Genomic DNA, 15,948 nt, shown 5'->3' on the forward strand with positions numbered 1-15,948 from the left:
ATGAAATATAGATTTCATCTGATCATATTGATGATACTTACCGCAGGTTTGGCATCATGTAAAAAAGATAATTACGAAGCGCCGCAATCAACGTTTAAAGGACGGTTAGTGTATAACGGTAATCCTATTAATGTTGAATATGAAAAAGTATCTATTGAGCTTTATCAAAGTGGCTTTGGCAAGGTAGGCGCTATCAATGGTACTGTGGCGCAGGATGGGGGATTCTCGTTTCTGTTATTTGATGGCGATTACCGTCTGATCATTCCAAACAGCCAGGGCCCTTTTCGCTGGAACCAGACTACAGGAAACAGGGATACACTCTCAGTAAAAGTTAGCGGCGATCAAACGCTTGACCTGCAGGTAACCCCTTACTATTTGGTTGAGGACGCGCAGTATAATGTAAGCGGCCGCGAAGTAACTGCTACTTTTGATATCAATAAAGTTATTACTGACGCTAATGCTAAGGATATTGAGAACGTTACCCTGTTTATTAATAAAACACAGTTTGTTTCAGGTACTGATAATATTGTTAACGCCGGTGTTGCCGGTGCTGATATTACCAGCCTTAACAACGTAACATTAAAGGCCACAGTGCCTAACATAACGCCTACTCAAAATTATGTGTTTGCAAGGGTAGGTATAAAAATTGCCGGTGTTGAAGATCTTATCTTTTCGCCGTTGCAAAAGCTAACACTTTAAATTTATAAGGTTGGGGTTTCTGCTGTAAAGCGGAGGCCCCTTTTTTATCTGCTTATTTAGCAACAAATTCATAATTCAATAATGAGAAAATTTTTATCCGCAGCAGTAATTACCCTAACGGCGTGTGTAACAGCTAACGCGCAGCAGGGGCAATGGCATCTTATTAAAGATCGTATTGTTACCCCCTGGGCCGAAAAGGTTGACCCTAAAAACCCTCTGCCTGAGTATCCGCGCCCTATGCTGGTACGCAGCAATAACTGGAAAAACCTGAATGGCTTATGGAGCTATGCCATTACGCCAAAAAATGCTTCAACGCCAACCAAGTACGAGGGCAGCATTCTGGTGCCTTTCGCTGCCGAGTCGGCACTGTCAGGCGTGGGCCGTACTGTGGGTAAGGATAGTTTGCTGTGGTATAAAAACACCATCAATGTGCCATCATCAATGAAAGGCAAAGAGGTGCTGCTGCACTTTGGCGCGGTTGACTGGCAAACCGAAGTGTTTGTTAATGGTAAGAGCGCGGGCAAGCACGAGGGCGGCTTTGATCCGTTCACATTCAATATCACCCCATTCCTTAAAGGTGGCTCAAAGCAGGATGTGGTAGTTCGCGTGTGGGACCCAACCAATGATGGCCCGCAGCCAACCGGCAAGCAAATGAAAAAGCCCGAAGGCATATGGTACACCCCGGTAACCGGTATATGGCAAACTGTGTGGTTGGAGGCTGTGCCTAAAGCATACATCGCGTCAACCAAACAAACCCCTGATATTGATGCGCATACCATCACCATATCTGCTGATATTGAAAATAAGCAGGCTGGCGATAACCTGAAGATAGAGGTGCTTGATGGCAAAACCGTCATCGCCCAAAAGCAACAAAACGCAGGCGAAACCGCTGTTATTTCGCTAAAGAATGAAAAACTGTGGTCGCCGGAGAGCCCTAATTTGTATAACCTGAAAATTACCCTGCTGCGTAACAACAAGGCGGTTGATGTGATCACCAGCTATTTTGCTATGCGCAAAATATCAATGGCGCCTGATGCCAATGGCATTCAACGTATGATGCTTAACAACAAATTCGTGTTTCAATATGGCCCGCTTGACCAGGGCTGGTGGCCCGATGGTTTGTATACCCCGCCAACTTACGAGGCGATGATATATGACATTGATCAGCTTAAAAAAATGGGCTTTAACATGATACGTAAGCACATTAAGGTTGAGCCTGCTACCTATTACACTTATTGCGATAAGGTAGGTATGCTGCTATGGCAGGATATGCCAAGCGGCGATTTGGGTAATGGCTGGGAAAACCGCCCTGGTGTTTTAGATCATGGCACTGACCAAAAACGTACGCCCGAATCAGAAGGTTACTATCGTAAGGAGTGGAACGCCATTATGGACGTGCTGCATAACTACCCAAGCATTGTGGTTTGGACGCCGTTTAACGAAGCCTGGGGCCAGTTTAAAACCGTTGAAATTACCGAGTGGACGATGAAGAAAGATCCATCCCGCCTGGTGAACAGTGCCAGCGGCGGCAACTTCTATCTAACCGGTCATATTATCGATTTACATAACTACCCGCACCCGGCTATGCCAGCGCCTGATGTTTTTGGGCAAAAGCGTATACTGGTATTGGGCGAGTTTGGCGGCTTGGGTTTACCGCTTGACGGCCATACCTGGCAAAAAAAGAACTGGGGCTATCAAACCTTTAAAACCTCTGATGAAATGTTCGAGAAGTATGCCTCGTTCACCAAGCGTATCGCAGAGTTGATTCCGCTGGGCCTTTCAGCCGCGGTATATACTCAAACTACCGATGTTGAGGGCGAAACCAACGGCTTTATGACCTATGACCGAGCGGTTGATAAAATGCCGGTTAATAAGCTGCACGAAGTAAACACTAAATTATACGACCCTTCATTGGTTAAATAAACTTGATGGTGTTAAAAAAAGTAATTTATTATTTAGCAGGCCTGTTCGCGTTAAGCGGGCAGGCTTTTGCGCAAAATAATGGCGGTATGCACAAAGCACCTTCGCCCCTGTACCGCGACCCAATTTATGACGGCGCGGCCGACCCCATTGTGGTTTACAACCAGGCGGAAAAGTTATGGATGATGCTGTACACCCAGCGCAGGGCCAATGCGCAAACGCAGGACGTGGCATATTGCTATGGTACAGCCATCGGCGTCGCTACTTCAAAAGATCATGGGCAAACATGGGCCTACCGGGGTACGCTTAAGCTTGATTTTGAGCGTGGCACCAATACTTTTTGGGCACCCGAGGTTATTTATGATAAAGGTACCTACCACATGTTCGTTACCTACATTCAGGGTGTGTATAACCATTGGGCGGGCAACGCGCGGCTGGTACATTACACCAGCAAAAACCTGTGGGACTGGAAATTTATCGGCGACCTGAAATTAGCCGGCAGCATCATCGACCCGACCCTGATGAAACTGCCTGATGGTAAATGGCATATTTGGTACAAAGGCCCTGATGCCAACACGCTAACTGCCGAAAGCAGCGACCTGGTAAACTGGAAAGCCGACCCGAAGGTAGCCATTGGCGGCCCGGAGCACGAAGGACCCAAGATATTCAGGTTTAAGGATTATTACTGGATGATAACCGACGAATGGCATGGCCAGCGTGTACACCGCTCAAAGGATGCCAAAACCTGGGAGCGTCAGGGCATGGTGTTGGATAAGCCCGGCCACCGCCCGGAGGATACGCCAACCGGCGCCCATGCGGATGTGGTAGTTACCGGCGATCATGCCTACATTGTTTACTTTACGCATCCCGGTCGTAAATCGCACCAAAATGATGGCGGGCATGATGCCGACGACGCTTTTACTTATTCAACCAAACGTACCTCTATACACGTAGCCGAGTTGGAGTATAATGATGGTACTTTGGTGTGCGACAGAGATAAACCATTTGATTTTTATCTGCCTTAAAATATTATTGATATGAGATTCAAGTTATTACTGGCTTTAACATCAGTATTAGGAATTACCACCGCCGCTAACAGCCAAACGGTCAATTACACAAGCAGCCGTGCGCCACTGCGCCAAAACCCATATATCGAACTGCCGCTTGGTGCTATAAAACCGCAGGGCTGGCTGCGCGAGATGCTTGTACGCCAAAAAAATGGCGCTACGGGTAGGCTGGATGAACTTTATCCGCTGGTAATGAACCAGCGCAACGGCTGGCTTGGCGGCGATGGAGACCAATGGGAACGCGGCCCGTACTGGATTGATGGCTTGTTGCCGCTGGCTTATATATTGCAGGACAAGGCACTCATTGCCAAGGTAAAACCCTGGGTAGAGTGGTCTATAAAAAGCCAGCAGCCTGATGGATACTTCGGCCCATCAAAGGATTACCCTTACGAGGCAGGCATACAGCGCGATAACAGCCGCGACTGGTGGCCAAAGATGGTAATGCTTAAAGTGCTGAAACAATACTACATGGCCACCGGCGATAAGCGGGTGATTGGTTTGCTAACCAATTACTTTAAATATCAGCTAAAGGAATTGCCCGCCAAACCGCTTGACCATTGGACGTTTTGGGCGCGCCTGCGCGGCGGCGATAACCTGATGGTGGTATACTGGCTATATAATATTACCGGCGATAAGTTTCTGCTTGATCTGGCTGATTTGCTGCATAAACAGACTTATAACTTTACCGGTGAGTTTTTAGATACCGATATGCTTAGCCGCATGGGCAGCATTCACGGCGTTAACCTGGCGCAGGGCATGAAGGAGCCGCTGATTTACTACCAGCATCACCCTGAACAAAAATATGTGGAAGCCATGAAAAAGGGTTTTCATGACCTGACCAAATACAATGGCATGGCGCATGGCCTGTATGGCGGCGATGAATCCTTACATGGCAACAACCCGACCCAGGGTTCGGAATTATGCTCGGCAGTAGAGATGATGTTCACGCTGGAGAGCTCGCTCGAAATTACGGGCGATGTGGATTATGCCGACCGTTTGGAGAAAATAGCCTTTAACGCCCTTCCGTCACAAACTACCGGGGATTACCTGAACCGCCAGTACTTTCAGCAGGCCAACCAGGTAATGCTTACCCGCCACGTGCATAACTTTGATGTTAACCATGCCGGTACCGATGTAGTGTATGGTTTGTTATCAGGCTTTCCGTGCTGTACGTCAAATATGCACCAGGGCTGGCCCAAATTTGCGCAAAACCTGTGGTATGCCACTGCCGATAGGGGCATAGCCGCGCTGGTATATTCGGCGAGCGAGGTAACGGCAAAAGTAGCTGATGGTAAGGAAATAACTTTTAAGGAGGAAACCAATTATCCGTTTAACGAAAATATAAAGTTCACTTTAACCAGCAAAAAGGCTAAGCAGTTATCGTTCCCGTTCCACTTGCGTATACCGGCATGGTGTAAAAACGCGGTAATAAAAGTGAACGGACAGGAGTTGCAGCAGGCCAAAGGCGATCAGATCGTACAGATTAACCGTGAGTGGAAGAACGGTGATGTGGTGGAACTGCAATTGCCAATGCACATCTACAAAAATTTCTGGTACGAAAACTCGGTATCGGTTGAGCGTGGGCCGCTGGTGTATGCCCTCAAAATTGGTGAGGAAACCAAGTTGGTTAAGAATGATAAAGACCCTATCGCCTATGGTAAAGAATATATTGAAATAAGGCCGACCACCCCGTGGAACTATGGTTTGGTAGCCCTGGATGATAACAAATTTCAGCAAAGCATCTCCATAGATAAAAAGGCGATAGCGCCTTACCCCTGGACGCCGGACAATGCCCCGCTGATATTAAAAGCGAAAGCCAAACGCATACCCGACTGGACTTTGTATAACGATATGACGGGTCCGATACCGTTCAGTGTGATCTATAATGAAGGTATGCCAAACCAACCCGAAGAGGAAGTAACGCTGATACCTTACGGCTGTACACGGTTGCGTATCTCGCAATTTCCGCAAGTTCGATAAACCCTTATCATTAATAATTGAAAGGCAGGCTGTAATGGCCTGCTTTTTTATTGCCAGATGATCTCGGCATCCAGTAAACGGGTTTCAAATTCGTAAACCGGGTATTTACTTTCGATGAGTTTGATGAGCATTTGCGTGGCTATCTGCCCCATTTCAAAAGCGGGCTGCCTGATGTATGATATGCCCGGCGAAAGCAGGTCGATAACATCGGCGTTTGAGTAACCCACAATAGCCAGGTTTTCAGGATACTTTATACTCTTCAAGGCACGTATGCTTGCCGTGCTGATGAGGTCGCTTGCAATAAAAAGGGCTCCGGGCTTTTTATCATTATCAAACAAAGTTTTAATTGCTTCAGCTACCTCTATATCGTTGCGGCCGCCCTGGTAACAATATTTAATATAGTTTTCATCAATACTGATGTTGTTATCAGTAAGCGCCTGTTTGTACCCGTTAACCCTTTCGGTAGTGATGGATATTTGGGGCGTACTGGCCAGCAGCGCAATATTTTTAAACCCTTTGCTGATAAGCAGGCTTGTGGCGTTGTATGATGTTTTAAAATTATCGCTGCTTACGCGGTGTGTTTCTATCTCGTTAAGTATCCTGTCAAAAAATACAATGGGCAGTCCCTGGCGGTGCAGCTCATGGATATGGGTATAATCAGTTGTTTGAGCCGATACCGACATCAGCAAGCCATCAACCGATCGGCTGGCCAGGTGCTGCATGTTGGCTTTTTCGCGTTCATACTCCTCATGGCTTTGCGATATAATGATGTTATATCCGTTTTGATAAGCAACCGACTCAATACCATTGATTGCCTGGGCAAAAAAACTGTTGGCAACATCAGCCACTAAAACACCGATGGAATTGCTGCGCTTGTTGCGCAGGCTTTGCGCTACCGGGTTGCCATGGTAGTTTATCTGCCGGGCATAATCGAGCACCTTTTGTTTGGTTTCGGCACCTATCTCATAACTGTCACGCAGCGCCCTCGATACAGTTGACGGTGAGATACCGAGCGCCCGGGCAATATCTTTTATGGTAGCTGCTTTGAACATGCGTTTTAAAGCTACAAATAAAAATAACATCCGCTAATAAAGCGGTTATTATAGTAACAGTATAAATACACTTTTGAGGGGTTTAATCGCGCTTTGTTTTATATATTAGCCATGCTGCAAGCACAGCTTGCGCGCTTAACCAGGCTAAAAAACTATACAAATTGAATAAAGCAAAACATAAGGTTTTTGCGGGTATTGCCGTGTGCTTATTTTTTTTGGAGGCTTGTATGCCCAAAAGCGAAGATAAGCAGGCTGTGAAAAAAACGGCTCCTGCTAAAAAGGCGCTTTGCTGCGAATCAAATATGCCTTCCCGCTTTGGCATGGCAGGTATGGCCGATCAAAAAATTGCCGATACCGGTGTGTTAAAAGGCCATGCCGGTATGGTGTTCATCAAAGGAGGTACATTTAGCATGGGAGGAGATAACGCGCAGGCGGCCGACGATGAATTTCCGAAACACGAGGTAAGGGTTAATGGCTTTTGGATGGATGCTACCGAGGTAACTAACGCGCAGTTTGCCCGCTTTGTAAAGGCTACCGGTTACGTTACTACCGCCGAACGCAAACCCGACTGGAATGAGCTAAAAAAGCAACTGCCCCCGGGTACACCAAAACCTGATGAAAGCATGCTGGTACCTGCATCGCTGGTGTTTACCCCGCCCGATCATCCTGTACGGCTGGATAACTATGCCCAGTGGTGGGCCTGGGTTCCGGGTGCCAACTGGCAACATCCGCAGGGCCCCCAAAGTAATATCAAAGGCAGGGATAATTACCCGGTTGTGCAAATAAGCTATTACGATGCATTGGCTTATTGCAAATGGGCAGGTAAGCGTTTGCCAACCGAGGCCGAATGGGAGTGGGCCGCACGCGGTGGCCGGCAAAACAACATCTATCCCTGGGGTAACGAGCCGGTTGATAAAGGGGCGCCAAAAGCCAATAGCTGGCAGGGCGAATTCCCCTGGAAGAACACCGTGGCCGACAAGTTTGAGCGCCTGGCCCCGGTGAGCAGCTTCGCCCCCAATAATTACAAACTGTTTGATATGGCAGGTAATGTATGGGAGTGGTGTGCCGATCTGTATAACAATACTTACTATAAAACTATCAGTAAACCTGCCGGGGTAAGCAACCCCCAAGGCCCTGTTAAAAGTTACGACCGGGATGAGCCTTACGCGGTTAAGCGGGTTATCCGCGGCGGATCATTTTTATGTAACGATAGTTATTGCTCAGGCTACCGTGTGGCGCGCAGGATGAAGAACACCGAGGATAGCAGTACCGAGCATGTGGGCTTTAGATGTGTGCGTGATAAATAATATTGTTGAACTATAACACTATACTATGAAATGGCTTTTAGGATCAATCCTGCTGATAGGGCTGGCATCAACCCTCATATTTTTTAAAACAGCACCGGCCCCCGCAAATACCTCTGCTGATGATCGTCCAAACATCGTGGTGATCATGGCCGATGATCTGGGTTATTCAGATATTGGCTGTTACGGCTCCGAGATCAGCACGCCCAATATTGATTTTCTGGCCAAAAACGGTATTCGTTATACGCGGTTTTACAATACCTCAAGGTGCTGCCCTACACGTGCCTCATTGCTTACAGGTTTATACAACCAGCGGGCGGGTATCGGTAAAATGACGGATGCCGAGGATGAACCGGGCTACCTTGGGCATCTGTCTGAAAACGCGGTAACTATTGCCGAGGTGCTGAAACAGGCAGGTTACCAAACGGCCATGTCGGGCAAGTGGCATGTATCAAACACGCCGGGTTTAAAAGATCCGAAAGAGCAGATGAAATGGTTGAACCACCAAAGCTTTCAACCAACTTTTTCGCCGGTTGAACAGTACCCGACCAGCAGGGGATTCGACAGGTTTTATGGCACCATTTGGGGCGTGGTTGATTTTTTTGACCCGTTTAGTTTAGTTAATGGTACCGAGCCGGTTAAGGAAGTGCCAAAGAATTATTACCATACCGATGCTATTAACGATACCGCGGCATCCTACGTAAGGCAGATGGCTAAAGGTAAAAAGCCGTTTTTTTTATACCTGGCCGAGAACGCGCCGCACTGGCCGCTGATGGCCCTGCCCGAAGATATTGCTAAATATAAGGATACCTACAAAGTGGGCTGGGATGCCATCCGCAAAACCCGTTATGCCAAAATGGTAAAGGCCGGATTGATAGACCCGAAAACCACACCGCTTTCGCCGCGCTGGGGTGCTGATTTAAAATGGGAGAATAACCCCGATAAGGAATGGGATGCCGCCGCGATGGCTGTCCACGCCGCCATGATCGACCGTATGGATCAGGGTATAGGCAGGGTTATAAAAGCTTTAAAAGAAACCGGGCAACTGGAAAATACACTCATTGTGTTTTTGAGCGATAACGGAGCAAGCAATGAAAACTGCACGGCCTATGGCCCGGGTTTTGACCGCCCAAACCAAACGCGCACCGGCGAGCCGATAGTTTACGATATGAAAAAGACCGTGATGCCGGGCAAACAAACCTCCTACGCATCAATAGGCCAGCGCTGGGCTAATGTAGCCAATACGCCATACCGGTTTTGGAAAGCAGAATCATACGAAGGTGGCGTACGTACCCCCATGGTGGCTTACTGGCCTAAAGGCATCAAAATGAAAAGCGGGAGTATATCGCCACAAATGGGACATGTAAAGGATTTTATGGCGACTTTTATGGAATTGGCAAAGGCAAAATATCCTAAAACCTATAAAGGGCATACGGTGATGCCAACCCAAAGCCACAGTTTTGCCACCTCGTTTAAAGGTAAGCCTACGGCTGATGAACCATTGTTTAACGAGCACTTTGGCGCGCGCTACGTACGTTACAAAAACTGGAAAATGGTATCGCACGGTGGCCGTGATACCGCCTGGCACCTGTATGAGATCAACAAGGATGAAACAGAGTTGAATGATATAGCCGCGGCGCATACGGCAGAGGTGACGCGTTTAAGCAACCAGTGGCAGCAATGGGCTAAGGATAATTATGTGTACCCGAAGCCGTAGCAATTCCGACGCTTGATTAACTGCCCTTAACTTCTTTTGTGCGAGAAGTAAAACTAAGCGTCAGCGATTTTATGAGCACCACTAAAAAACAAAATGTAGCGAATAAACGGCCGGCTGCGCCCTGCTCGGTGAAAGGTGTGCCTGGGCAGAGTTTGTGCTGCTCCGGGCATTCCTGATGCCGGTAAGATTGGTTATATGTGGTTTGTGCTTTTAATTTTCGCTATTACTCTTCCACATTAATACCTATCTGCTTCAGTAATAACGATGCGTTAAAGGTTTTGCATTCGCCGTGTTTCAGTTTATAATCAAACAGCATTTCGCCATCAATAACCTGTATGTCAAAGTAATAATTATTTACATAGGCAGGATACTTATCTTCGAGCCGGGCAATTTGCAGGTCGTGGGTGGCAACCATGCCTACAGCGCGTTTGGCTATCAGTTGTTCAATCACCGCTTTTGAGCCGAGGTACTTATCAACAGAATTGGTGCCGCGCAGCATCTCATCCACTAAAAAGAAAACCTTAGGTACGGTTTCAACAGCGCCGAGCAGCATTTGCAAACGGTCAAGCTCGGCTTTAAAAGTTGAGGTGCTTTCGTTAAGTGAATCCTTAATACGCATGTAGCTGATGATGTTGATCACCGAAACCTTCATAACATCCGCGCAAACCGGCGCACCGCTTAGTGCAAGCACCGTATTAATGCCGATGGTACGCAAAAAGGTACTCTTACCCGCCATGTTTGATCCGGTGATGATGTCAACCTTAAAGGCATCACGCAGCTCATAACTGTTTACCACCCTTTTGGCCGGCTGAATAAGCGGATGGCCGATGTTTTGTGCCGTCAGCGTGTACCCTTCGCCTTCAGCAATTTGTGGTATGGCCCAATGGGTGTAGTTAATATGGAGGCTCGCCAAGCTAATCAGCGCCTCGTAATCAGCCAGTACATCAAAAGCATCTTCCAGGTTTTGCCTGTTGGCGCGCTTCCATTCTTCAATGGCGATGATCTGCCTTAAATCCCATAAAAAAAAGATATTTAATATTGATCCCACCAGCAAATTCAGCCTGTTATTAAATTTGTTTATCAGCCGCGAGAGCTCCTTTATCTCTGCCGATGTTTGTTTTTCTTTCAACTTGTTTGACAGACCGGTACAATAAGCCGATTGCCACTGCTCATCTTCCGCTTTCTTAAATGCCTGTGCATATTTACCCAATGTATCTCCTATTTTGCCGATCACCAGGTCGGCCATTTTTATCTGCTTCCCCCTTGATGCCACTAAACCCAGATGCACCACGGCCACAATTACCGGCAAGGCTTTAGCGCCGTAAAAAGCGGAGAACAATATGGCGGCAAGCATAACAAAGGGTGCTATGCGGCTGTATTTTTTTAGCCAGCCCTCGCCGGGCATGTTAAGCGGTAAGGCTAAATATTTTATCAGGTTGCTAAGCTGCCCTGAATCGGCTGTTTTGGCAAATAGCAGCAGGGCCTGTAATTCCAGTTTCCAGTTGCTTTTTACAGATAGCTCACGCACCGCCTCCTGTCTTAACAAAATGGTCGGCTTATCGGCCGGTGCGCTTAGCCAGCCCGCAAGTTTGTTATTGCCCGGCGTTGTAGCCGCACGGTTAATCAGGTTGAACAGCGATGCCTTGCCGAATATATCCAGATCAGAAGTATAAAAATGCTTGTCGTTACCATAGCGGGTGCCGTCATCATACAGGTTGCCAAAATTTTCAATGCTGGCTATCTCGTTGTTGTTGATGCTTACCAGATCGGTATAATAATCGCGCTCGCGCTCAAACTCGCTTTGACGTTTTACCAGCCAGGCAAAAAGGAGTATGAGCACAATGGCGCTGATAGCTATAATGGTAAAGGTATTATTTGCTACCCCGATGCTTACAAAGGCAATAAGTGAAACAAAAATAGCCAGCCGTATAAGAGAGTATTCATTGATCTGCTTTTTAAGGCGGTTCGCCTCAGCCTGAGCTGTGGCGGCATTATTGCGATAGGTGTTCAGTATGTCCTGCGTCATCGGTTAAAAACAAAATGGTAAAGTAAGGGCTTTATTTCAAAAATAACGTTATTTGTACCGTTTTATGAAGATAACGCTTTTAACCGTTGGCAAAACTGAAGATGCTTACCTGAAAGATGGTATTGAGAAATATGTTAAGCGCCTTAAACATTATATTAAACTTGAGCTTGTTGACCTTGCCGAGCTAAAAAATACCAAGGCGCTCTCTCAGGATCAGCAAAAAGCCAGGGAGGCCGAAATGATCCTCAAAAAGATCTCCCCGCTTGATCATGTGATACTGCTTGACGAAAAGGGCAGCGAACTTACCTCCACCCAGTTTGCCAACACCATTAATAAGCACATGATAGGCGCTGCCAGTCATCTGGTATTTATTGTTGGCGGGCCGTATGGTTTTGATGCTTCGGTATATCAGCGGGCTAATGATAAGCTTTCGCTATCGCGGATGACGTTCTCACACCAAATGGTGCGTTTGTTTTTTATTGAGCAGTTGTACCGTGCCTTTACCATTATAAAGGGCGAACCTTATCATCACGAGTAACTAAAAATATAATATCAGGTAATGGTCATTCAATGGATCATACGCCTATAGTCGGTATAAAAATTGCTACATTGCACACATGGGAGCAGGACACGATCATTCTCATCATCACCACGATCATAGCGTAAAGCTTGACCATTTGAACAAGGCCTTTATTTGGGGCATAGTACTTAACCTCACGTTTGTTGTGGTTGAAGCCGCCGCAGGTTTATACAGCGGATCATTAGCGTTACTTACCGATGCCGGCCATAATCTGAGTGATGTAGCCAGCCTTGCTCTTGCCCTGCTGGCCTATAAGCTTACCAAGGTAACCAGCAATAAGATTTATACTTACGGTTACAAACGTTCAACCATACTGGTTTCCTTTTTTAACGCGGTGATATTGTTTGCTGCTATTGGCGTTATTGTTTACGAGGCCGTTGAACGCCTTACCCAGCCACAGGCCGTACCCGGCGATACCATTATTTGGGTGGCGCTTACCGGCATAGCCATCAATGGCTTTACTGCCTGGCTATTTATGAAGGATAAGGAAAAGGACCTGAATGTTAAGGGCGCTTACCTGCACATGGCGGTGGATGCAATGGTATCATTAGGAGTAGTAATCTCCGGGGTTGTTATTGCCTACACCGGCTGGTTTTGGCTGGATAGTGTGGTAAGTATTATTATAGCCGCGGTAATATTGTTAGGTACCTGGGGATTGTTTAAGGATAGCCTGCGCCTGGAGATGGACGGTGTACCCAAGGATATGGACATTGCAGCCATAAAAGCCGAATTGTTAAAAGCTGATGGTGTACTGGATGTGCACCACATGCACGTATGGGCATTAAGTACCACCGAGAACGCGCTCACCGCCCACCTGGTTATTACCCCCGAGGCTGTTGACCGGTTTGATAAAATTAAGCATGACCTGCGCCACCGCCTCGAGCATCTGGAAATAACCCACAGTACCTTTGAGCCCGAGTTTAGCGAAAAAAAGTGCGATGACCCGGTGTGCTGTTAAATAAAAAACGCCATTACAGATGTACTGCATGGCGTTTTATATTTTAAAGCTCGCTGAAAATTACTCGGCCTTTTTAGCTCTTGGCTTTTTAGCCTTTGGTTTTTCCTCGGCAGGTGCTTCGGTTACCTCAGCCTCAGCAACCGGTGCAGGCGCTTCTTCTTCAGTTGCAACAGGTTCGGCAGTTGGCTCGGCCTCGTTAAACTGTGGCAGATCTTTCAGGATGTTGAACCATGAAACGATCTTCTTCATGTCCGATGCGTAAACCTTTTCCTCATCATGGTCAGGCGCTACTTCTCTGAAATATTCGCGCAGTTTTTTACCGTCGGCCTTTGCATCCGGTGGGGTTGAGGTTTTCATGCGCTCAAAAATATCTTTCAGCTTAATATCATCATCCAAACCAAAAACGGTAATCTCCTCTAAAGCCGCCAGTTTAGCGGTTGACAGGTTAGCCACCAATTTGGTTTTCTGCGCATCAAGGCTTTCCAGTATAAACCCGGTTTTGTTTTGCGCCAGCGCTTTCCATAAACCCGGCTTGCCCGATACTGCTACTATTCCGTATAAATTCATGTGTTGGTGATTGGAGATCGGAGATTAATGATTAGTAGTTGGAGATTAGTAATATGTATTTTAATTACTAATCACTGACCACTAACCTCTGATCACTAAAAAAATTATTCCTCTATTACTTCGATAGTTGTTATTTTATCGCCCTGGCGAATATCGTCAACTATGTCAACGTTCTCGATAACCTTACCGAAACAAGTGTGGTTACGATCCAGGTGAGCGGTGTTGGCACGGCTATGGCAGATAAAGAACTGTGAGCTGCCTGTGTTACGGCCCGCGTGTGCCATTGAAAGTACACCACGGTCATGGTATTGGTTTTCGCCGGTCAGTTCGCAATCAATATGGTAACCCGCACCGCCTGAACCTGCTTTGTAAGCTGTTGCCGGATCTTTTGAGAACGGACAACCACCCTGTACCACAAAATTTGGGATAACACGGTGAAAGGCTATACCATCGTAAAAGCCTTCTTTGGCCAGTTTTTTAAAATTAGCTACTGTATTAGGTGCATCATTGTCGTAAAACTCTACGGTCATGTTGCCCTTTTCGGTTTTTATAATCGCTTTACTCATCTCTTTACTAAATAGTTTGCAAAGGTAGTAAAAAAGGAGAAAGGGTAAAGAGGTGAAAGCGGAAAGGTGGTTATTGAGGGTGAAAGCTGAAAGGCGAAAGCGGAAAGACCAAAGCAAATACAATGACTATTGCCAAATGACTAATGACCACCAACAATTGACAATCAAATTATTCGTTACATTTGAATATGAACGCACTCCCAAAAAAGCTTTCACCTTTCCGCTTTCGCCTTTCAGCTTTCCGCTTTTGCCTTTCGCCTATAACCATCTTTCTGCTTTTAGCTTTCAGCTTAAGCATCACTAAAGCATCATCGTTGCTTATACCGATGGATGAGGAGCAAAAGGATCACCTGAAATCGTACGGAATAGCTTTTTGGATATTACAAAACGGGGGCGAAGTGGATTGGTTGCTAAATTACCGGGGCGGCAGTTTTATGATGGCTTACAGCCAGAAAACTGAGGCCGAATGCAAAATTCGCGGTGTGAGCTTCCAGGTTATTGCGGATGCTGCCGCTACTGGCATACTTACCGAGGTGAGCGATCCATCAGTTAATATGGATGTGGTAAAGCTGCAAAAGCCACCCAAAATAGCGGTGTATTCGCCCAAAAGCAAACTGCCGTGGGATGATGCCGTTACCATGGTACTAAAATATGCCGAGATACCCTATACCGTTATTTATGATGAAGAAGTAATAAAAGGCGAACTCCCAAAATACGACTGGCTGCACCTGCACCACGAGGACTTTACCGGGCAATACAGCAAATTTTACGGCGCTTACCGGTACGAGCAATGGTATGTTAACGATGTAGCCACACAGCAGGCAACAGCAAAAAAACTGGGCTTTAGCAAGGTGTCAAAAATGAAGCTGGCCGTGGCACAAAATATACAGAGTTTTTGTGCCGGCGGCGGATTTTTATTTGCCATGTGCGCCGGTACCGATACGTTCGACATAGCTTTAGCCGCCGCGGGGACGGATATTTGCGAGGCCATGTTTGATGGCGATGGTGCTGACCGTGCCGCGCAAAGCAAACTGGATTTTACCCAGACCTTCGCCTTTCAGAGTTTCAGGCTGGATATGAACCCGATCTCGCACCAGTTCAGTAATATTGATATGAGCCAAACGCGGGCGGTTGAGCGCAGCAAGGATTTTTTTACTTTGTTTGATTTTTCGGCCAAGTATGATGTGGTGCCCAGTATGCTTACGCAAAACCATGATAAGGTAATTAAAGGCTTTATGGGGCTTACTACCGCCTATGCCAAAAGCGTATTAAAACCGGGCGTAACCATTATGGGCGAAATGAAAACCGCCAACGAAGCCCGCTACATACACGGCGAATACGGCAAAGGCCAATGGACTTTTTACGGCGGCCACGACCCGGAAGATTACCAACATGCCGTAGGCGACCCGCCAACCGATCTAAAACTTCACCCCAATTCGCCCGGTTACCGGTTAATCCTAAATAATGTGCTATTTCCGGCAGCTAACAAGAAGAAGCAAAAGACGTAAAAGC

Annotated in this window: 13 protein-coding genes; 9 read left to right on the top strand and 4 right to left on the bottom strand. The window is 46.8% G+C overall.

The window, feature by feature from the left end; genetic code table 11:
• The 4 genes from LJ707_RS05615 to LJ707_RS05630 all read left to right on the top strand — a co-directional run bounded on the left by LJ707_RS05615 (nucleotide 1) and on the right by LJ707_RS05630 (nucleotide 5,666).
• Complete coding sequence (locus LJ707_RS05615; protein WP_228949832.1) at nucleotides 1–699, top strand: DUF3823 domain-containing protein; 699 nt, start codon at nucleotides 1–3, stop codon at nucleotides 697–699.
• 81 nt (nucleotides 700–780) lie between these two features.
• Nucleotides 781–2,622, top strand: coding sequence for a glycoside hydrolase family 2 protein (locus LJ707_RS05620; RefSeq protein ID WP_228949833.1), 1,842 nt, complete (start codon nucleotides 781–783; stop codon nucleotides 2,620–2,622).
• A 5-nt stretch (nucleotides 2,623–2,627) separates the two neighbouring features.
• Nucleotides 2,628–3,644 carry a family 43 glycosylhydrolase gene (locus LJ707_RS05625; RefSeq protein WP_228949834.1) on the top strand — a complete coding sequence of 339 codons (1,017 nt, stop codon included), beginning with the start codon at nucleotides 2,628–2,630 and terminating at the stop codon, nucleotides 3,642–3,644.
• 12 nt (nucleotides 3,645–3,656) lie between these two features.
• A complete protein-coding gene (locus LJ707_RS05630) occupies nucleotides 3,657–5,666 on the top strand; it encodes a beta-L-arabinofuranosidase domain-containing protein (protein WP_228949835.1) in 2,010 nt (669 codons plus the stop codon).
• 47 nt (nucleotides 5,667–5,713) lie between these two features.
• Here LJ707_RS05630 and LJ707_RS05635 read toward each other — a convergent pair whose 3' ends face one another.
• Nucleotides 5,714–6,748 (bottom strand): LacI family DNA-binding transcriptional regulator, encoded by a 1,035-nt coding sequence (locus LJ707_RS05635; RefSeq protein ID WP_228949836.1) that lies wholly within the window; start codon nucleotides 6,746–6,748, stop codon nucleotides 5,714–5,716.
• Between the two features lie 197 nt (nucleotides 6,749–6,945).
• Between LJ707_RS05635 and LJ707_RS05640 the strand changes: the two genes are divergently transcribed.
• Nucleotides 6,946–8,025, top strand: a complete 1,080-nt coding sequence (locus LJ707_RS05640; RefSeq protein ID WP_370632392.1) for a formylglycine-generating enzyme family protein — start codon at nucleotides 6,946–6,948, stop codon at nucleotides 8,023–8,025.
• Between the two features lie 25 nt (nucleotides 8,026–8,050).
• Complete coding sequence (locus LJ707_RS05645) at nucleotides 8,051–9,739, top strand: arylsulfatase (protein ID WP_228949838.1); 1,689 nt, start codon at nucleotides 8,051–8,053, stop codon at nucleotides 9,737–9,739.
• 223 nt (nucleotides 9,740–9,962) lie between these two features.
• Here the strand turns inward: LJ707_RS05645 and LJ707_RS05650 are convergent, their stop codons facing one another.
• A complete protein-coding gene (locus LJ707_RS05650; protein WP_228949839.1) occupies nucleotides 9,963–11,765 on the bottom strand; it encodes a DNA mismatch repair protein MutS in 1,803 nt (600 codons plus the stop codon).
• A gap of 64 nt (nucleotides 11,766–11,829) precedes the next feature.
• Here LJ707_RS05650 and rlmH point away from each other — a divergent pair, with 64 nt between their 5' ends.
• Complete coding sequence (gene rlmH / locus LJ707_RS05655; protein ID WP_228949840.1) at nucleotides 11,830–12,303, top strand: 23S rRNA (pseudouridine(1915)-N(3))-methyltransferase RlmH; 474 nt, start codon at nucleotides 11,830–11,832, stop codon at nucleotides 12,301–12,303.
• Between the two features lie 79 nt (nucleotides 12,304–12,382).
• Nucleotides 12,383–13,303 carry a cation diffusion facilitator family transporter gene (locus LJ707_RS05660; RefSeq protein WP_228949841.1) on the top strand — a complete coding sequence of 307 codons (921 nt, stop codon included), beginning with the start codon at nucleotides 12,383–12,385 and terminating at the stop codon, nucleotides 13,301–13,303.
• 60 nt (nucleotides 13,304–13,363) lie between these two features.
• Here the strand turns inward: LJ707_RS05660 and LJ707_RS05665 are convergent, their stop codons facing one another.
• Both LJ707_RS05665 and LJ707_RS05670 read right to left on the bottom strand, forming a co-directional pair.
• A complete protein-coding gene (locus LJ707_RS05665) occupies nucleotides 13,364–13,870 on the bottom strand; it encodes a DUF5606 domain-containing protein (protein WP_228949842.1) in 507 nt (168 codons plus the stop codon).
• Nucleotides 13,871–13,974: 104 nt separating this feature from the next.
• On the bottom strand, nucleotides 13,975–14,436 hold the full coding sequence (locus LJ707_RS05670) for a peptidylprolyl isomerase (RefSeq protein WP_228949843.1): 462 nt from the start codon (nucleotides 14,434–14,436) through the stop codon (nucleotides 13,975–13,977).
• 326 nt (nucleotides 14,437–14,762) lie between these two features.
• Here LJ707_RS05670 and LJ707_RS05675 point away from each other — a divergent pair, with 326 nt between their 5' ends.
• A complete protein-coding gene (locus LJ707_RS05675; RefSeq protein WP_228950758.1) occupies nucleotides 14,763–15,944 on the top strand; it encodes an asparagine synthetase B in 1,182 nt (393 codons plus the stop codon).
• Nucleotides 15,945–15,948 lie beyond the last annotated feature (4 nt).

It is taken from the genome of Mucilaginibacter sp. UR6-1 (genome assembly GCF_020880975.1).
Lineage (GTDB): Bacteria > Bacteroidota > Bacteroidia > Sphingobacteriales > Sphingobacteriaceae > Mucilaginibacter.

Bases quoted from the DNA above. Each gene is read 5' to 3' on its own strand.
- LJ707_RS05660 (WP_228949841.1), top strand. From the start codon at position 12,383: ATGGGAGCAGGACACGATCATTCTCATCATCACCACGATCATAGCGTA.
- LJ707_RS05620 (WP_228949833.1), top strand. From the start codon at position 781: ATGAGAAAATTTTTATCCGCAGCAGTAATTACCCTAACGGCGTGTGTA.
- LJ707_RS05630 (WP_228949835.1), top strand. From the start codon at position 3,657: ATGAGATTCAAGTTATTACTGGCTTTAACATCAGTATTAGGAATTACC.
- LJ707_RS05670 (WP_228949843.1), bottom strand. From the start codon at position 14,436: ATGAGTAAAGCGATTATAAAAACCGAAAAGGGCAACATGACCGTAGAG.
- LJ707_RS05665 (WP_228949842.1), bottom strand. From the start codon at position 13,870: ATGAATTTATACGGAATAGTAGCAGTATCGGGCAAGCCGGGTTTATGG.
- LJ707_RS05635 (WP_228949836.1), bottom strand. From the start codon at position 6,748: ATGTTATTTTTATTTGTAGCTTTAAAACGCATGTTCAAAGCAGCTACC.
- rlmH (WP_228949840.1), top strand. From the start codon at position 11,830: ATGAAGATAACGCTTTTAACCGTTGGCAAAACTGAAGATGCTTACCTG.
- LJ707_RS05625 (WP_228949834.1), top strand. From the start codon at position 2,628: ATGGTGTTAAAAAAAGTAATTTATTATTTAGCAGGCCTGTTCGCGTTA.
- LJ707_RS05640 (WP_370632392.1), top strand. From the start codon at position 6,946: ATGCCCAAAAGCGAAGATAAGCAGGCTGTGAAAAAAACGGCTCCTGCT.
- LJ707_RS05615 (WP_228949832.1), top strand. From the start codon at position 1: ATGAAATATAGATTTCATCTGATCATATTGATGATACTTACCGCAGGT.
- LJ707_RS05675 (WP_228950758.1), top strand. From the start codon at position 14,763: ATGGATGAGGAGCAAAAGGATCACCTGAAATCGTACGGAATAGCTTTT.
- LJ707_RS05650 (WP_228949839.1), bottom strand. From the start codon at position 11,765: ATGACGCAGGACATACTGAACACCTATCGCAATAATGCCGCCACAGCT.
- LJ707_RS05645 (WP_228949838.1), top strand. From the start codon at position 8,051: ATGAAATGGCTTTTAGGATCAATCCTGCTGATAGGGCTGGCATCAACC.